Origin of the sequence: Spirosoma rhododendri (genome assembly GCF_012849055.1) — a bacterium.
In the GTDB taxonomy this organism is placed as follows: Bacteria; Bacteroidota; Bacteroidia; order Cytophagales; family Spirosomataceae; genus Spirosoma; species Spirosoma rhododendri.
In genome coordinates this window covers 1,132,198-1,148,848 of sequence record NZ_CP051677.1, presented here as the reverse complement: position 1 = coordinate 1,148,848, position 16,651 = coordinate 1,132,198, and the positions used below count along the sequence as shown (strand labels likewise).

11 protein-coding genes are annotated in these 16,651 nt (G+C 54.5%); 7 read left to right on the top strand and 4 right to left on the bottom strand.

The window, feature by feature from the left end:
- The first annotated feature begins 168 nt into the window (after nt 1-168).
- From mutL to HH216_RS04495, 5 genes are all read left to right on the top strand, one after another.
- A complete protein-coding gene (gene mutL, locus HH216_RS04515) occupies nt 169-2,211 on the top strand; it encodes a DNA mismatch repair endonuclease MutL (RefSeq protein WP_169549710.1) in 2,043 nt (680 codons plus the stop codon).
- A gap of 32 nt (nt 2,212-2,243) precedes the next feature.
- Nucleotides 2,244-3,029, top strand: a complete 786-nt coding sequence (locus HH216_RS04510; RefSeq protein WP_169549709.1) for a rhomboid family intramembrane serine protease — start codon at nt 2,244-2,246, stop codon at nt 3,027-3,029.
- A gap of 2 nt (nt 3,030-3,031) precedes the next feature.
- Entirely contained in the window at nt 3,032-3,955 is a 924-nt protein-coding gene (locus HH216_RS04505; RefSeq protein ID WP_169549708.1) for a rhomboid family intramembrane serine protease, read from the top strand.
- A gap of 188 nt (nt 3,956-4,143) precedes the next feature.
- Complete coding sequence (gene dxs / locus HH216_RS04500) at nt 4,144-6,078, top strand: 1-deoxy-D-xylulose-5-phosphate synthase (protein ID WP_169549707.1); 1,935 nt, start codon at nt 4,144-4,146, stop codon at nt 6,076-6,078.
- A gap of 99 nt (nt 6,079-6,177) precedes the next feature.
- On the top strand, nt 6,178-7,416 hold the full coding sequence (locus tag HH216_RS04495) for an aspartate kinase (protein WP_169549706.1): 1,239 nt from the start codon (nt 6,178-6,180) through the stop codon (nt 7,414-7,416).
- Nucleotides 7,417-7,512: 96 nt separating this feature from the next.
- Here HH216_RS04495 and HH216_RS04490 read toward each other — a convergent pair whose 3' ends face one another.
- On the bottom strand, nt 7,513-8,541 hold the full coding sequence (locus tag HH216_RS04490; RefSeq protein WP_169549705.1) for a PorP/SprF family type IX secretion system membrane protein: 1,029 nt from the start codon (nt 8,539-8,541) through the stop codon (nt 7,513-7,515).
- Between the two features lie 272 nt (nt 8,542-8,813).
- Here HH216_RS04490 and HH216_RS04485 point away from each other — a divergent pair, with 272 nt between their 5' ends.
- Both HH216_RS04485 and ruvB read left to right on the top strand, forming a co-directional pair.
- On the top strand, nt 8,814-12,470 hold the full coding sequence (locus HH216_RS04485) for a PKD domain-containing protein (protein WP_169549704.1): 3,657 nt from the start codon (nt 8,814-8,816) through the stop codon (nt 12,468-12,470).
- A 215-nt stretch (nt 12,471-12,685) separates the two neighbouring features.
- Nucleotides 12,686-13,714 (top strand): Holliday junction branch migration DNA helicase RuvB, encoded by a 1,029-nt coding sequence (gene ruvB, locus HH216_RS04480; RefSeq protein ID WP_169549703.1) that lies wholly within the window; start codon nt 12,686-12,688, stop codon nt 13,712-13,714.
- 82 nt (nt 13,715-13,796) lie between these two features.
- Here ruvB and HH216_RS04475 read toward each other — a convergent pair whose 3' ends face one another.
- The 3 genes from HH216_RS04475 to der form a co-directional block, all read right to left on the bottom strand.
- Nucleotides 13,797-14,087 (bottom strand): ArsR/SmtB family transcription factor, encoded by a 291-nt coding sequence (locus HH216_RS04475; protein ID WP_408641761.1) that lies wholly within the window; start codon nt 14,085-14,087, stop codon nt 13,797-13,799.
- A 186-nt stretch (nt 14,088-14,273) separates the two neighbouring features.
- Complete coding sequence (locus HH216_RS04470; protein WP_169549701.1) at nt 14,274-15,218, bottom strand: DMT family transporter; 945 nt, start codon at nt 15,216-15,218, stop codon at nt 14,274-14,276.
- A gap of 83 nt (nt 15,219-15,301) precedes the next feature.
- Entirely contained in the window at nt 15,302-16,609 is a 1,308-nt protein-coding gene (der, locus tag HH216_RS04465) for a ribosome biogenesis GTPase Der (protein ID WP_169549700.1), read from the bottom strand.
- Between the last annotated feature and the right edge of the window lie 42 nt (nt 16,610-16,651).

The window sequence follows — 16,651 nt, the reverse complement described above, 5'->3', positions numbered from 1 at the left end:
TAAGGGTGCCTAAGCGGAAAACCTTGAACATTAAACCACAAACCTTAAACTAACCAACTAGCCCCCACCCAGCGCAAAAAAACGCTGGGCGGGGGCTTCTTTTTTGGCGTAATTTTGTTGTACGATAATCCGGCCCCCTCTACCGGTCGTACCAGTTTTCCCGACGCCATGCTGAACGTTATCCAACTCCTGCCTGATTCGATTGCCAACCAGATTGCGGCCGGGGAGGTAGTGCAACGTCCGGCGTCGGTGGTGAAGGAGTTGCTTGAAAATTCGGTCGATGCGAAAGCGAAGTCGATTCAGGTCATCATCCGGGAAGCCGGTCGCAACCTGATTCAGATCATCGACGACGGTATGGGCATGACCGAAACCGACGCTCGCATGAGTTTCGAGCGGCATGCGACCTCGAAAATTCGCTCGTCCGACGACCTGTTTCGGATCAAGACGATGGGTTTCCGGGGCGAAGCCCTCGCATCGATTGCCGCCGTCGCGCAGGTAGAGATGCGGACGCGCCGGGCCGAAGAAGAACTCGGTACACTCATTCGTATCGAAGGCTCCGACATCAAGGCGCAGGAGTCTATTTCCTGCCTGCCCGGTACGAACCTGCTCATCAAGAACCTGTTCTTCAACGTGCCCGCCCGGCGCAACTTCCTGAAATCGAACTCGGTGGAGATGCGCCACGTCATCGACGAGTTTCAGCGGGTGGCGTTGGCGAATCCCGAAGTGGCGTTCTCGCTATTTCATAACGATCAGGAGATTTACAACCTGCCCGCCGGGAAGCTGAGCCGCCGGATCATCGATATGTTCGGCAAGAGCTATCGGGAGCAGTTAAATCAGTGCGAAGAACAAACACCCTACGTAACGGTGCGCGGTTTCATCGGTAAGCCTGAATCGGCGAAGAAGGCGCGGAATGAGCAGTTTTTCTTCGTCAACAACCGGTATATCAAACATAATTATCTGCACCACGCGGTGATCGGCGCTTACGAAGGCACTCTGCCCGAAGGAAGCCACCCGTTCTACGTGCTGTTTATCGATATCGACCCGTCGCACATCGATATCAATATTCACCCGACCAAAACCGAGATCAAGTTTGACGATGAGCGGTCGGTGTATGCGATTATGATGGCGGCCGTGCGGAAAGCGGTCGGCGTATATAACCTCGCGCCCTCCCTCGACTTCGACTCCGACGTTAATTTCCTGTCGGGTGGGCGAGGGGCTAAACCCGCAGCGCTGCCGGGTGAGGGTGCGGACGCCGGACCGAAACCAATTACGCCGTCGTGGATGTCGGGGACTAGCTCACCGGCTCCGCGACAGGAACCGAAAGCTGAAAAGCCTACACCGCTACGGAACGATACGCTCGATAAGGCCGCCGGGCGGAGCTTTGATATGCCAGCGCGCAAGTCTGACGTACCGCCCAAACCGTCGGTCAACAACTGGCAGGCTTTGTTTGAGGGAGTAACCGACAAAGCATCCGTCCCCGGGCCAGCAAACCAGACCGCTGCTGATTGGCTGGGGCCAGCACCGACTAGTACGCCGACGCCAGCAGCACCCGCGCCGGTTTCCGCGCCTGAGCCCCCCGCCGAACCGATTCGGATAGCTAGCCGGGCCAATAAGATCGACGACGCGATTCCTGATGTGATGGACGATGAAGCCATCGTGCAGATACAGAACCGTTACTTATTGGCCCCCGTTAAGTCTGGTATGATGCTGATCGATCAGCGCCGTGCCTACGAACGGATCTTGTACGATCAGTTTCACGCGTCGCTGACCCGGCGTAACGGTTCGTCGCAGCAGTTGCTCTTTCCAAAAACGATCACCCTGTCGCCGGTGGATTTTCAACTGGCACTCGACCTGCGCGATGAACTGACGAGTCTGGGTTTTCAGTTCGATGAACTGGGCCATCACACGTTTATCATCCGGGGTGTACCGACACAAACGACAGATGAGAAGGAGGAAGAACTGTTTGCTAACCTGCTGGCCCAGCTGCGGGAAGATACCGGACGGCTCAAACTCGACCGGCAGGAGTCGATGGCGCGGTCGCTCGCGCGTCGGTCGGCGCAGCGGCACGCAACCCGGCTGAGCGCTCCCGAACGACGGGCACTAGTCGATCAGCTGTTTGCATCGACAAACCCCAGTTATACGCCCGGTGGTGAATCCGTCATGACTGTTTTATCGTTAGATAAAATTGCGGGACTGTTCGCTCTGAAATAAGTTAAAAAAAGTAAATTGTCTTGTAATACGTAATGTTCAATATTACCCCGGTTGTTCGTGCTCTTCTAATCCTGAACGTGATCGCCTATTTGATCACGGCTGTCAGCCCATCCGTTTTAGAACTGTACGGACTTCACTCGTTTCTATCCGACCTGTTTAACCCAATCCAATTGCTGACCCACATGTTTCTGCATGGTGGGTTTAGTCATATTTTCAGCAACATGATCGGGCTGATCGTGTTTGGGCCGATGCTGGAGCGATACTGGGGGCCGAAACGCTTTACGTTTTTTTACTTTTTCTGCGGACTGGGGGCGGCTCTGCTGTTTTCGGGAGTTAATTATTACGAAATGTCGGCCGTGTACGAAGCCGTTCGCGACTACCGGGCTGCGCCAACACCCGATGGTTTTTCGGCGTTCATCACGGAGCACGCGGGAGCCTATTACGACCAGATGGCGCAGTTTATCGATAGCTATCAGGCGCAGCCGACTAACCCGGATTATGTGCAGGGAAGCCTCAGAATAGTCAACAAACTATTTGGGCAGCAGGTTGATCAACCGATGGTTGGCGCGTCAGGCGCGATATTTGGAGTATTAATGGCATTTGGGTTACTGTTTCCGAACACTGAGCTATTTTTGTTGTTTCCGCCTATACCGATCAAAGCGAAATACTTCGTTATTTTCTACGGGGCATTTGAGATCTACTCGGGCTTATATCAACAGGCGGGCGATAACGTGGCCCACTTTGCCCACATTGGCGGAATGCTATTTGCGTATATACTGGTTAAATACTGGAATTCACAACGGAAAACGTTTTACTAGGAATGAGCGGCTTGTTTGATGACTTTCGGAGCGAATTCAGTAAGCCCAACAATACGTTGGTGCAGATCATACTGGTCAATACAGTTGTCTTTTTGCTATTGCTACTGGCAAAAATCGGGTTTATGATGGCTGAGAATCAGGGTATGTATTACCTGATTCGGCAGCAGATCATGATCCCCGGCAACATACAGGCGTTTCTTTATAAGCCCTGGACGCTGTTTACGTATTTTTTCGCCCACGACGATATTTTCCATATCCTGTACAACATGCTGTTTTTGTACTGGTTTGGGCGGCTGATCGATGAGTACCTGGGCAATAGACGGCTCGTTGGCCTATATTTTATGGGCGGTGTTGCCGGTGGGTTGCTTTATCTGGCCATTTACAACACGGTACCGTACTTCCAGAGCCAGTCTGATACGGCGCTGATGCTGGGTGCGTCGGGGGCTGCGTATGCGGTAGCCGTTGGTGCGGCAACTCTGCTGCCAAACTACACCTTTCATCTGCTACTGCTGGGTGCGGTGCGGATCAAATACATTGTGTTCTTCTTTATCATCTTGTCGTTTGCCCAGACAGCGGGAGCTAATGCAGGTGGTCATTTGGCCCACCTGGGCGGAGCTTTTCTTGGCTTTGCTTACGTGAAGCTGCTGCAAAACGGTACCGATATTGGTCGGCCCATCTACTGGGTAATGGAGTCGTGGAGCAATCTGGTTCGGCCCAAACCACCCGTGCGCGTGTCGTATCGGCAGCGCAGCAGCGCAGGTACAACGGCTACCAGTTACGCAGCGGGGAGCAGCAGCACATCTGTTAACACACCCGATCAGGACGAAGTCGACACAATTCTGGATAAAATTTCCCGCTCCGGCTACGAGAGCCTGACCCGCGAGGAAAAGCAGAAACTGTTTCGGGCCAGTCAGCGCAACAGTTAGCCAATATCGAAAAAAGATAAGCCCTCACGTTGTCTGCGCAAATCCAGACGGGTGAGGGCTTCGTTTATTTATAAATTCCCGACATTTGTGCTACTTTCGTTACCTGAACGACCCGGTGTGTCCGGCATGGTGAACATTGTAAACCAACAGGTTGTTCTTGTCACACAGATACTTATCAGGCACGTATCATGCTGATTACCCCCGGCCCCTTGTTGGCCACCATCAACACACCCGACGACCTTCGCAAACTCGATAAATCCCGTTTGTCTCAGCTTGCCGATGAACTCCGTCAGTTCATCATCGACGACGTTTCCGTCTTCGGTGGGCATTTCGGGGCAAGTCTGGGGGTGGTAGAGCTGACAGTCGCCTTGCATTATGTATTCAACACGCCCGACGATAAGCTGATCTGGGACGTGGGCCATCAGGCATACGGCCACAAGATTCTCACTGCCCGGCGGGAGAAATTTCATACCAACCGATTCTATAAAGGGCTGTCGGGCTTTCCCAAGCGGAAGGAAAGCATCTACGACGCGTTCGGCGTGGGCCACTCGTCGACGTCGATTTCGGCGGCTCTTGGGATGGCTGTAGCCTCGCAGTTGCAGGGTAACGACGAGCGGCACCATATTGCGGTTATCGGCGACGGTGCCCTGACCGCCGGGGAAGCTTTCGAGGGCATGAACCACGCGGGGGCTACCGACAGCAACCTGCTGATCGTGCTCAACGACAACTGCATGAGCATCGACCCCAACGTGGGCGCATTGCGCGAATACCTGACCGACATCACGACCTCGCAGACCTATAACAAGGTGAAAGACGAGGTGTGGAACCTGCTCGGCAAGATGAGCAAGTTCGGCAAGAGCGCGCAGGAAATCGTATCGAAGGTTGAATCGAGCATCAAAACGTCGGTGTTGAACCAAAGTAACCTGTTTGAGTCGCTTAACCTGCGGTATTTTGGCCCGATCGACGGGCACGACATCGACCATCTGGTTAGCGTACTCGATGATCTGAAGAAGATTCCCGGCCCCAAGCTGCTGCATGTGCTGACAGTGAAGGGCAAAGGATACGGCCCGGCCGAAAAAGACCAGACCAAGTGGCACGCGCCCGGTTTGTTCGACAAGGTGACGGGCGTTATCCAGAAGAAAGTTTACGATACCCCGCAGCCGCCCAAGTATCAGGATGTGTTCGGCAATACGCTGGTCGAACTGGCTGAGCAGAACCCGAATATCGTGGGCGTAACGCCAGCTATGCCGTCGGGTTCGTCGATGAATATCATGATGAAAGCGATGCCGAAGCGGGCGTTCGACGTAGGTATTGCCGAGCAGCACGCCGTTACGTTCTCGGCGGGACTGGCCTCGCAGGGTGAAGTTGTGTTCTGCAATATCTATTCGACGTTCATGCAGCGGGCCTACGATCAGGTCATTCATGACGTTTGCATTCAGGAGTTGCCGGTTGTTTTCTGCCTCGACCGGGCCGGTTTCGCCGGTGCCGACGGACCAACCCACCACGGTGCGTATGACATCGCGTTTATGCGCTGTGTACCTAATATGATCGTAGCCGCGCCGATGAACGAGCAGGAGCTGCGCAATATGATGTACACCGCGCAGTCGGACCTGGTGCAGCAGGGGAAGCAGGCGTTCACAATTCGCTACCCACGCGGTGAGGGAACGATGCCGAACTGGAAAACACCGCTGGAAGCGCAGGAAATTGGCAAAGGCCGGTTGATTAGTGACGGCGAAGACGTAGCAATTCTGACGATCGGGCACATTGGCAATTACGCCGTCGAAGCAACGGCGATGCTGGCGAAAGAAGGTATCCGTCCGGCGCACTACGACATGCGTTATGTGAAGCCACTCGACGAAGCTCTGTTGCACCAGATTTTTAGCCGGTTCGACCGCGTTCTGACCGTGGAAGACGGTTGCCTGATGGGCGGGTTTGGTAGCGCAGTGCTTGAGTTTATGGCAAATCACGGCTACATGGCCCGCGTGAAGCGGCTGGGTATCCCGGATGCCATCGTTGAACACGGCGAACAGATCGAGCTTCAGCGTGAGTGCGGATTCGACGCGCCGGGTATAGCTGATGCCGTCCGTGAACTGCTCTATACTGGCCGCGCGATAGCGGTCTAAAACGAAGAGCGAAGGAGTGAATGAGTGAAAGAGCGCGTTTGCCGTATGGCTTTCGCTCTTTCACTCATTCACTCCTTCGCTCTTTAAAATTTCTGACCTATGAAAGTTTTCAAGTTTGGTGGAGCGTCGGTGAAAGATGCTGCGGGCGTGCGGAATCTGGCTCGGGTTGTGAAAGAGCAGGGACCAAAGTCGGCGGTGATCGTGTCGGCGATGGGCAAAACAACTAACGCGCTGGAAGAACTGGTCTGGGCATGGCTGGCAGACGATAAGCCGTCGATTCAGGCGAAAAACGCGCAGATTCGGGCGTACCACGAGGGAATCATGGCCGATCTGACGGGAGACTTCGCGCCAGTCCACCAAACGATTGCGCTATTGGAATCGATGACGCAGCAGCCCGCAACCGGTAGCCGCGATGAAGTATACGATCAGATTGTATCGCTGGGTGAAGTCCTGTCGACGCAGGTTGTCGCGGCTCACCTGCAAAGTGCGGGTGTTCCGACGCAGTGGCTGGATGCCCGACAACTCATCCGCACCGATGTTACGTTTCGGGAGGGGCGCGTCGATTGGACGGAGACAAAAAAGCGGGTGTGCGAGGCCATCGACAAACAGCAGGTGTCGATCATTCAGGGATTCATCGGGCAGTCGACTGATGGGCGGACGACGACGCTGGGCCGCGAAGGGTCCGATTATTCAGCGGCTATCGTTGCCTACTGCCTGAACGCCGATAGCGTGACAATCTGGAAGGATGTGCCGGGGGTTCTCAACGCCGATCCCAAATGGTTTGACGATACCGTACTGCTGCAACGTATTACGTATCAGGACGCCATCGAATTAGCCTATTACGGGGCAACGGTTATCCACCCGAAAACTATCAAGCCCCTTCAGAACAAGAATATTCCGCTGTATGTCCGTTCGTTTATCGACTCGGATGCGCCGGGTACGATGATCGGCGACACGGGGCAGCACCTGACCACACCCTCGTTCATCTTCAAAATAAATCAGTTAATGATTTCGCTGCACCCGACAGACTTCTCGTTTATCGCGGAAGATAACCTGAGCCGGATCTTCGGGCGGTTTGCGCAGGCGGGGGTGAAAATCAACCTGATGCAGAACACTGCAATCAGCTTTACCGTCGTCGTCGACAACGACCCGACCCGTGTAACTCCGCTACTCGACATGCTCCGGCAGGATTTCCGGGTCAGCTACAACGACGGGCTCGAACTGGTCACGATTCGCTACTACGACCAAAGCACCATCGACCGGGTGCTGGTCGGAAAGCGGCTGTTGCTGGAGCAGAAAAGCCGATATACCGTGCAACTGGTGGTTAGAGGGGTTTAAGGTTTTTGGTCTAAAGTTTAAGGTTGCTATCCGTGTCTGTTCGTTGACGCCGGATGGCAACCTTTAACATTGAACCTCAAACGTTAAACCCGAGCATCAAAACTTCGGACAGGGGAGTTTTTTGTCGCGCCGACGGACACCGGTACGGCGTTCGGGCTTCTCGAAGATGTACGATAGCGACAGTTCGTGCGAACCACCGCTGGCTCCCAGCGACGAAATAGTAGCGTCGTAGCTATAGCCAATCGAAAACTTATCGACCCGGTAGCCAGCCAGCAGCGCCACCGCGTCGTTGTTGTTGATCGTCTGATCGTACTTTTTGAACGGAATCCCCCGGTAGTACGCACCGACGGTAATGGGCGAATACGTCAGGTAAGCCCCGACATCCAACTGATCGTATTTGCCCTGAAACTTGTAGAGAATCACCGGCGAAATACTGATTTCGCGGTCCAGCTCGTCGGACAGACCAGTAACACCGTTGAGTGGAATCCGCAGCCCCGCCTGAATACTTCCTTTCATTGGCAGCCGGCTCCGGCCATTGACAAAAAAGCCCTGATCGGGGCGGTTGATATGGTGCGCCGAAACCCCCACCCAATACCAGTCGGAGAAGACCAGCGCCCCCGTCGAGAAGTCGAGGTATTTGTTTTTTGGGAAACCGCCCTGCGCCACCGGATCGATCGTGCTGCTGCCGGAAATGAAGCCCCGATCACTGAACTGATCGCCGAACGTCAGGCCGAAATAATTGATGTTGCGGTTAACATACGAACCCTGCAACCCAAGCCGTACGGTCGACGACTCACTAACCTGAAACTGGTATGCGTATTGCAGGCCAATCTCCGTAGCCTGAATGCGGCCCTGCCCCTGATTGTCGTTGCTGATGAGCAGCCCAACGCCACTGTTGATACGATCGAAATAATGATCGAACCCAACCATTGTCGTTACGTAGTTGGTGATGGCTGGCCATTGATTTCGATAGTTGGCCGTCAGCCGGGGCGCGTAAGCCGAACCGGCGAAAGCCGGATTCAGGTAAAGTGGAGCTGCGTAAAACTGCGTAAACTGCGGATCCTGCGCCTGCGCCAGCCGACCCAACGATAGCAACAGTCCTAAAAGCAGGTATTTCTTGAACATAACAAGTCGTAAAGCAACAGTTGGACCAACTTGGCGGTTGCAACACTATTCCGTGTTAGACGGTACAGATAATTGGAGATAGACGTTAAAACTAGGGGATTTTACGGTGCCGTTTCCGTTGGACGGCGGATAAAATTTTAGTTCGCCAACATCGTTTATAGTAACGTAGTGCTCCCACGGTCTGATATGTTTTGGAGCGAAATTGTGCGGGGTGAGCATTGGTAGCAGCCAGTTCCATGAAAGTCGGTAAGAAGTATACGTGTTTAGCGGGAATGGTGTGGCTGCTGTGCCTGTTTTTTGGCATTGGCGGTGCCCAGGCGCAGGGAATAAAAATAAGTGGAAAAGCCTGTGTGCCCGATCAGCAGTGTAAGGCCGATTCCATGCGGTTTGTGGATAGTGTGCGGACGGGCATAACCCGTCGGGTCTGGAACTTTGGCGACGGCAGCGCAGCCGTAACCAGAACGGCCGTCGGCGATTCGGCCGTGCAGCACGTCTTCGAGCGGGCGGGTACATACACCGTGACGCTGACCCGAACCACCAGCGCGTCGGTAACGACGACCTCCGAGCGGATTGTGTCGGTGTATAACCGGCCGCAGTCGTTTGCCAACTGGAAAACGGACACGACTATCTGTAAAGGCGAAAAAATTACGCTCGATCCCTACGCCAGCGGCCCACCGCAGTCGGGGCTGCGGTTTCTGTGGTACCCCAAAGGCGATACGACGCAGACTATTTCAGTTGACAGTTCTGGCTGTTATTCGGTCGAAGCCATCGATCCGAATGGGTGTACGTACCAGGATCGTATCAACGTCGACGTTTGCGGGGAAAAGAAAGAATCGCAGGGCGTTAAGTGGTATTTCGGGCAGAACGCGGGGCTGGACTTCGGCGGTGGCGGATCGCCCAAGCCAATCACCGATGGTAATCTGAGTACGATCGAGGGGTCGTCGTCGATTGCCAATACGAAAGGGCAGCTGCTGTTTTATTCGGACGGGATTACGATCTACGATAAGAACGGTAACCCGATGAAGTCGCTCGTGCCGGGCGACACCAGTGCCGTTACGATACCATTGGGTGGCAATACCCGATCGACGCAATCGGCCCTGATCGTACCCAAACCGACCTGCCGGGGCTGCGAATATTTGTATTACGTATATACCACATCGGAGATTCGGGGCAACAAAGTATTGACATACAGTGTGGTCGATATGCGGCAAAACAGTGGCAAGGGCGCAATTGTCGAAAAGAACGTTCCGGTTACGCAGAACGGCACCGAACAGTCGGCGTCAGTACGCAACGACCGCGATTCGACGTACTGGGTTGTCAACCGGAAATTTGATTCCAACTGTTTTGAGATTCGCCACCTGACCACGGCTGAAAACCCCATCGTGACGACTTACTGCGGTGGACAGAAAATCGATTCGCTGGCGCAGGCGGAAGGGTATATGAAGATTGGTCCGGCCGATACGAGCAGCGCGAACAAAGGCAATCGCCCGATGGCCGTTGTTATCCCCGGCCCGCCCAAAAACTCCGTCGATCTGTATACGTTCAACGACTCGACGGGTAAGATGACATTCAACCGGACGCTACAGCTGGGCAACGCTCCGCCCAAAGCCTACGGTGTTGAGTTTTCGCCTGATGGCAATAGCCTGTACGTAACCATGCTGGCTGATACCAACCGCGACGGTAGCCAGAAAGGAACATCGTACGTTGTCAAGTATGACCTGACACAAAAGGATTCGTTGTTGACCCAGTCCCGAACGGTGGTCGACAGTAGCACGACGCGGCAATACGGCTCGATTCAGATCGGCCCGGACGGGCGGATTTATGTGGCTGTCAAAGGCAGCCGGAATCTTGGTACGATTGAAAATCCGAACGGTGGCCTGCTTGACAGCCTGCAATTCAACCCAGCCGGTCAATCGCTGGGTGGCAAAACCAGTCAGCTTGGGTTGCCGAACCTTGTGTCGAACTTCAACGACCAGTCGAGCGGTCCGGGCTTTACGTATTCCGACACCTGTGCCCGGCAACCAACCGTGTTTCAGGGAAGCCCCAACTGCCCCAAGCTAAAGGAAACCTATACCTGGAACTTTGGCGACGGTAGTGTACCCGTGTCGACAACGGCCCTGCAACCCCAGCGGCATACCTACCAGCAACCGGGCCAATACTACGTCAGTTTTCACATCGTCACCCGGACCAGTTCGGGCGGTATCTGTAAAGACACGCTCATCAAAGACACGTTGACGATCCTGGAAACTCCGCAGCAGATGAATCTGGGGCCGGATACGGTGATTTGTAACAAACGGGGTATAACGCTCGATCTCAAAGTGCCCGCAACAAACTACGTCTGGCTGGTAAACGGTGCGGTAGCGGGTCGACAACGAACGATCACGTTTACCCGGCCCGGCTTTTACTACGCCATCGGATTCGCTGCCAACGGCGAGTGTTACAAGACCGATACGATCCGGGTGCAGATCAGGCCCGTGCCCTCGCTCAACCTCGGCCCCGATACGCTGACCTGTTACAAATCGACGGTAGAGCTGACGGTACCGCAACAGGTGTGGCGAACGTTCCGCTGGAATACGGGGGCCACGACCAAAACAATTACGGCGCCGGTGGCGGGTGTATACAGCGTCACGGCTACGTTCCCAACCGACAACGCAACCTGCGAAAATAGCGATACGATCCGCGTAAGCGAGCTGCCTCAGATTCGCTTGCAGGCGGCCCTGACCGGGCCCCGGTCCTGTACATCGGCCGACGGAGCCATTGCGCTCACCGTTACGCCAGCGGGCAGCTATACGTATACCTACGCCTGGACCCGAACCGACGGGGCCGTATTGCCGGGCCGTTCGCAACTGACTAACCTGATCGAAGGGCGGTACGCCGTGCAGGTTACCGATAGTATTCATGCCTGTAAGGTTGACTCGGCGTTCCAGCTTAAATCGACCGCTAATCAGTTGACGCTAACGCCGAATGTGCGTGATGCGTTGTGTAGTATACCCAACAGCGGAACGATCAGCCTGAACATATCAGGTGGTACCGCCGTAGCTTATTCGTGGCTCGATCAGAACAACAACCTGATTACATCGACGCCCGTCTTTGACAAAGCTGCGCCCGGCCGGTATAATGTGCAGGTGCAGGACGCCAACGGCTGTAGGGCCGGGCGGGACAGTATCGTTGTCAGGCTGGACAGTGCAGGTTTCGCCCGCTTAGCCGCTGCCCCGCCCAAATGCAGCGGGCAGGGGGTGTCGCTATCGCTGGTGACGGGCGACCTGACCGGCAATGTCTATCAATGGAGCAATGGCGCGACGACGCCCACGATCAACGTCAGTCAGCCGGGGTCGTACAGCGTAACCGTAACGAATACGCAGACCGGTTGTAAAGGCAGCAGCAGCGTACAGGTGGCTGACCGACCCGCGCCAAACTTCGCGGTAACCCAGCAGGCTGCGTTGTGCGTGGGCGATCAGGGACGAACCCAACTGGTGGCCAACGGGGCCAGTGGGCTACAGTTTCAGTGGATTGGCAGCGATGGGCGACCGTTGTCGGATACGGCTCGTGTGCTGGCGGTCAGTCAGATCGGCAACTACATCCTGCGCGTTACCGACCCGCTCGGTTGCACGGCGACAGCAACGGCGAGTGTTATTAACCAGTGCGAGCCACGCGTGAACGCACCGGATGCGTTTTCGCCCAACAACGATGGCGTCAACGATCAGTTCCAGGTGTTCTCCAACTACATCACCGACTACGAAATGCGGGTGTATAACCGCTGGGGCGAAGTGATCTTTATGTCGACCAATCCTGAGCAGAAATGGGACGGCACCTACCGTGGTTCCGACTATCCATCCATGCTGTACCCATACGTCATTAGTTATAAAAGTGAGTCGTTTCCCGAACGGGGCAAAATCGTCAGGCGGGGGTCTGTGCTGCTCGTGCGGTAGTGAAATTGAGTACCCGGTAAAGCCCTGTCGGCCAGTTTAGATAGACTGGTCGGCAGGGCTTATTTCGTTCAAAAAAAGGTGGTAATTCGCAGTTGGATAGCCGTGATTTACGCTGGATTTCTGGCTGTTTTTTTGTACATTTGAAGGAAGTGAATCCGCCTTTAATCAGCTGTTTAGGGCTTTTTTGAGTGAGATTCTGTACCAACACAATAGCCATGCGAAACGATATTATGAAAGGATCGGGCGAGGGCATGACCGCAACGGATAAAGAAATCGAACGGGCTTTACGCCCCCTGTCGTTTGAAGACTTTACCGGGCAGGCGAAAATTCTCGATAACCTTGAAGTTTTTGTGCGGGCGGCTATGCAGCGGGGCGACGCGCTCGACCACGTGCTGCTCCACGGCCCGCCGGGACTGGGTAAAACCACGCTGTCGCACATCATTGCCAACGAGCTGAACGCCAACATCAAGATGACGTCCGGCCCCGTTCTGGATAAACCCAGCGACCTCGCCGGTCTGCTGACTAATCTGCAACCGAACGACGTGCTGTTCATCGACGAGATTCACCGGCTCAACCCCATCGTGGAAGAGTACCTGTATTCGGCGATGGAAGACTACAAGATCGACATTATGCTCGACTCGGGTCCGAACGCGCGTACGGTGCAGATCAAGCTCAACCCCTTCACGCTGATCGGTGCTACAACCCGGGCCGGTATGCTGACGTCTCCGTTGCGCGCCCGCTTTGGCATCAGCTGCCGCCTTGAGTACTACGACGCGCAACTGCTGACCAGCATTGTGCAGCGGTCATCGGCTATTCTGGGTACGGCCATCGATGAGACGGGGGCGTATGAGATTGCCCGCCGGAGCCGGGGTACACCGCGTATTGCCAACAACTTGCTGCGCAGAACCCGTGATTTTGCGCAGGTGAAAGGCAACGGCTACATCAACGTCGACATTGCCGAGATCGCGCTGAGCGCGCTCGACGTCGATCAGAACGGACTCGACGATATGGACAACCGTATCCTGTCGACAATTATCGAGAAGTTCAAGGGCGGCCCGGTGGGGATAACGACCATTGCCACCGCCTGCGGGGAAGAGTCTGAGACGATCGAAGAAGTGTACGAACCGTTTCTGATTCAGGAAGGGTTTCTGAAGCGCACGTCGCGCGGTCGGGAAGCGACCGAGAAAGCGTACCACCACCTGGGTATAATGCCCCCCATGCGGCCCGGTGAGCTGTTCAACTAACTGAACCGGATAAACACACAGCCCGGTTACTGACCAGAACGTATGGTCAGTAACCGGGCTGTCTGCTACGGGGTGGTTGGCGCTATTGAATAATCTTGCTGCGGTAGATGCAGTCAATGATTTCTGCCACGGCCGTATCGACGAGGAAATAGAAAATATTCTTTCCACTCCGCCGAATATCGAGAATGCCTTTGTCGCGCATGTTGATCAGGTGGTGCGAAATCAGCGACTGCTCGGCGTTCAGGTTCTTGTAGATCGTCGACACATTCAGCTCGGTACTTTCGTTCAACATCTGAATGATCCGGATGCGTAGCGGGTGCGCAACGGCTTTCAGCACGTATGCTGCTTTATCAATTTGTTTGTCGTTTTCCATAACCATATCAGGTGTCATTAAGAGAGAGACAAGAAGAAGTCTACTGGTGAATTTAATAGCAAAAGAGGCATCTCTACCTCTGTGAACCCGATTGAAGTTATCAAAAGGTCCAATAACTTCTTATTTAGGAATGAAAACAGGTTGATAAATTGAAAAACGGCATTGTTGCCGATTATAAGCTCATAATCAGTTAATTGTATTTCTATACTTATTTGATGATATAAGTAGCTTTTTCGGAGTTTTCCAGCTTGTCAGAAACACACCGAGCAGGACAAGGCCTGTACCAGCAACCTGCTGCCAGGTGATAACTTCGTGTAAGATAGCCGTCGATAAGCCGATCGTGAAAATGGGGCCGATACTGGCAATGATCGACGTGTTACCTGCGCCAACACGCCGGATACCCTCGGCCATCATAAACGTCGGGACGACCGTTACGAAAATTGCCATAATCAGACCCAGGCCGTATACGGGCATTGGGTAATGAAACAGACCCTCGCCGTGCGCAACGACGCCGTGCAGTACAGTCGGGACAGTAGCCGCTACCATAGCGTAACACGTGAACCGCTGCGAGCCCAGCCGACGCATGACGGACTCACTACCGACCAGATACAGCGCGTAAACGAGCCCGCTCAGAATAACCCAGAAGGCACCCAGCATTACGTTTGTGTGGGCTGACGCGCCGATGTTGCCCACAAACGCCAGTAGGATGCCCGAATAGGTGAGGAGCAACGCAATTACCTGCTGTCGCGTCACCCGTCGGCTGAAGCCAACCGCGTTGAGCAGCAGTACAAAGGTTGGGTAGATAAACAGCAGTATCCGCTCCAGACTGGCCGATATGTACACAAGGCCGATGAAATTGAACAGGCTGGCGAAGTAATAGCCCGTAATACCTACGGCGGCTAAGGCTACCCACTCCCGGCGTGATAGCGATACCGGCCCTTCGATGCGTTTCAGATACTGGCCGATGGCCAGATAAAATGGCAGTGAAAAGGCCATGCGTAAGGTCAGCAACGCAATCGGGTCGACGGGGTAGCGGAACGCCAGCTTGATCAGAATACCCTTGCAGGCAAAGCAGAAGGCCGACAGCAGCACCAGCCCGGCCCCAACCCAATACCGTTTACGATCGTCCATAGGTTAATTCTGCTCCGATAAAAAAAGCACTGACGCGGGCGTAGTGCCGTCGCGTCAGTGCCAGATAAGAAAATACAGTACGGTTATTTCTGCCGGAAGAAAAGCGTCAGCGGTACACCCGTAAAGTCGAAGTGTTCGCGGATTTTGTTTTCCAGAAACCGCTGATACGATTCCTGTACGTACTGCGGCAGGTTACAGAAGAACACAAACGTTGGCGAGGGCGTCGGTACCTGAAGCATGTACTTGATCCGAATCATCTTACCCTTAAGCGATGGGGGCGGCAGCTTCTCGATTTCGGGTTGCAACGCGTCGTTTAGTTTCGATGTCGTTATTTTCTTGCCCCGGTTCTCATATACCTCCATCGCTTTTTCCATCACCTGAAAAATGCGCTGCTTTTCATGGACCGACGCAAAAATGATGGGCACGTAGTCGATCGGCATCATACGCTGAATCATCTCCTTCCGCAGCACATCGGCAGTGCGGTGGTCTTTCTCGACAGCGTCCCATTTGTTGACCATGATGACCACGCCCTTCTTAGCCTTGACGGCCTGCCCGATGATGTTCAGATCCTGCGCTTCCAACCCCCGCGTCGCGTCGAGCATGACAATGCACACGTCCGAATCTTCCATCGCCTTGATAGAACGCAGTGTCGAATAAAATTCGATGTTGTCCTGCACGCGGGCTTTCCGCCGGATACCGGCCGTATCGGTCAGGATAAAGTCTTTACCGTAGGCTTTGTAGCGGGTGTTGATGGCATCGCGGGTGGTACCGGCAATGTCGGTTACGATGCTGCGTTCCTGCCCGGTCAGCACGTTTAGAAACGACGACTTACCGACATTTGGCCGACCGAGAATGGCAATTTTGGGCACACCGGCGTCGGGGTCCTCCACGCCCGGCCCCTGAAAATGCCTGACGACCTCATCGAGCAGATCACCTGTGCCCGAACCGGTCATCGATGAAATGGCGTATGGATCACCCAGGCCCAGGCTGTAGAACTCCGCGGCCTCCTGCGACCGCTCGGCCGATTCAGCTTTGTTTGCTACGATGTAAACCGGCTTTTTCGACCGGCGCAGCACGTCGGCGAAGTCTTCGTCGAGCCCGGTAATGCCCGTCTGGGTGTCGACCATAAACAGCAATACCGTCGATTCCTGAATTGCGATTTCGACCTGTTCCCGGATCGATTCTTCAAACACATCTTCTGACCCGACAACATACCCGCCTGTATCGATAACGGAAAAATAAATACCGTTCCACTCGGCGGTGCCGTAGTGACGGTCGCGGGTAACCCCGCTTTGGTTGTCCATAATGGCCTGCCGCTGTTCCGTCAGCCGGTTAAACAGCGTGGACTTGCCCACGTTTGGGCGGCCAACGATTGCTACAATATTTGCCATGACTGAAAAAGGGAGAAAGAGTGAAACCACAGCCGACAGACT